3 protein-coding genes are annotated in these 1,805 nt (G+C 26.1%); all 3 read left to right on the top strand.

Annotated elements, in window-relative coordinates; genetic code table 11:
- Nucleotides 1-115 precede the first annotated feature (115 nt).
- The 3 genes from CCO88_RS10990 (at nucleotide 116) to CCO88_RS09030 (ending at nucleotide 1,723) form a co-directional block, all read left to right on the top strand.
- The gene (locus CCO88_RS10990; RefSeq protein ID WP_002840388.1) at nucleotides 116-868 is read left to right on the top strand and encodes a YopX family protein; all 753 of its coding nucleotides are present in this window, start codon (nucleotides 116-118) and stop codon (nucleotides 866-868) included.
- Nucleotides 869-1,067: 199 nt separating this feature from the next.
- Nucleotides 1,068-1,382, top strand: a complete 315-nt coding sequence (locus CCO88_RS09035; RefSeq protein ID WP_002840386.1) for a hypothetical protein — start codon at nucleotides 1,068-1,070, stop codon at nucleotides 1,380-1,382.
- Nucleotides 1,379-1,723 carry a hypothetical protein gene (locus CCO88_RS09030; RefSeq protein WP_002815123.1) on the top strand — a complete coding sequence of 115 codons (345 nt, stop codon included), beginning with the start codon at nucleotides 1,379-1,381 and terminating at the stop codon, nucleotides 1,721-1,723. The genes CCO88_RS09035 and CCO88_RS09030 overlap by 4 nt, the downstream gene beginning before the upstream one ends.
- Nucleotides 1,724-1,805: the final 82 nt, after the last annotated feature.

Raw genomic sequence — 1,805 nt, 5'->3', positions numbered from 1 at the left:
ATTTAATATAAAAATATATTTAATACGCTAATATTTAAGCATAAAATAAGTGTTAATGGTATATACTCTTTAAAGATAAAAAAGCAATTGTTAATAAAACTAATAAGGAAAAACAATGAAACTAAAAGATTTTGATTTTAGGATTTGGGACAAAGATGAAAAATGCTTTTTAGATCCTTACACAAAAAGCAGAGCAGTTGTAAAAAATTTACCAAATGAAAAATTATTAAATTTAGAAATAGAACTTTTTACAGGACTTTGCGATAAAAACGGAAATAAGATTTATGAGGGTGATATACTGTATTCTTTTGAAGATTGCTCTGAAGATGAAGCTTTTAAATACAAAGTTGTTTTCAAGGAAGAAGCCTTCTATTTGGTTGAATGCGGTGATAATGGCGAAGAATACGATGAAGATTTAATAAGTGAATTTCGGTTAACAGAACTAGAAATTATGGGCAATATCCACGAAAACGCGGAGTTATTGAAAGTCAAGGATGATGAAGCCGAAGAGAATGACATATTTTTCAAGGGAAATATGATAGTATGGTTATTTGGAAATTACTATTCTGTTTACGAAGTAGTGAAAGCATATGAAGAATCATATATTATATCGGATTTAATGGGAAGACAAATAGAAATCGATCCTCGCGTGGCAATGAATGGTGGCTATAAAGATGCCAAAGATGATTTATTTTTATGGTATTTCGAAGTAATGGAAAATGAAGAAATTAAAATATATCCAAAAAAATTAACTTATAATCAAATGCTAGAAGAGTGTAAGAAAAACGATATATACATTATAAAGCCATTATACTCTTTGGGATATACCTACAATAATAATAGGGAAGATTTTAAGAACTACAACTAAAATAAGTCAAAAGGAATAAGTTTGAAAAATACTATGTATTCATATTTGCTCAATGATAAAATCAAAAATCATTCTATGATTTTATGCACAGAAATCGAGTGCAAAAAATGCGGAGAAAAGATTTATGTTGAGTTTCAGCCGAATGAAAAATTTATTTTCAAATGTCCTAATTGCTCGAGAAAAAATAGAAAGGTTTTTTATGCGTTCTAGCTTAGAAAAAGTGATAAAAAACTATAGTGAAAATTTTTCAAATAAAAGAGATAATGATTTTACACAGGGTTTAATAAAGTATCTTTATGAAAATGATATCATAGGAGAAAATGATAAAATTTTTTTAGAAAAAAATTTTCAATATATTAGAGTAATCAATGAAAAAGAAAAAAGATTGATTAATGTGTATTTTTGCGAAAAACCAATAATTGATTTTTTTCAAAATGCAGAATATGAAAAAGAATTGCAATATTATGGAATAAATGAAAAAGATTTCATAAGCCTTCAAAGGAGTAAAAAATGATTTCAGTAACGCTTTTATTTTTTCTTTTTGGACTAAACAAACTAATGTGTGGATTTTTGTTTAATGCTAAAAATACAATATACAAACTATTAAGTTACGTAAAAATTCACGCGATTTTCATTAATTTAAGAACTCTACTTTTTTTAATATTGGTATTATTGGCATTTAATGCGGATTTATCTTATATGGGAATAGTTTTATTTCTAGTTGATTTAATGACAGCTATATCTATATTTTTTGCTTATGCTCAATTAGCTTATGGTTTCTCAATTAAAGATTGTATGGTTTATCTTATATATGGAAAAATAGATAAAAAATGGCTAAAGGAGATACAAAAATGACCGAAGAAAAGCAGAAAGAGAAAGAGAGAAGCAATATTTTAAAAACAAATCAAGAACTAATCTTGAAAAAGATAGGAGAGTA

The sequence above is a fragment of the Campylobacter coli LMG 9860 genome (assembly GCF_000254135.1).
Lineage (GTDB): Bacteria > Campylobacterota > Campylobacteria > Campylobacterales > Campylobacteraceae > Campylobacter_D > Campylobacter_D coli.
This window is presented reverse-complemented; position numbering and strand designations above follow the sequence as displayed.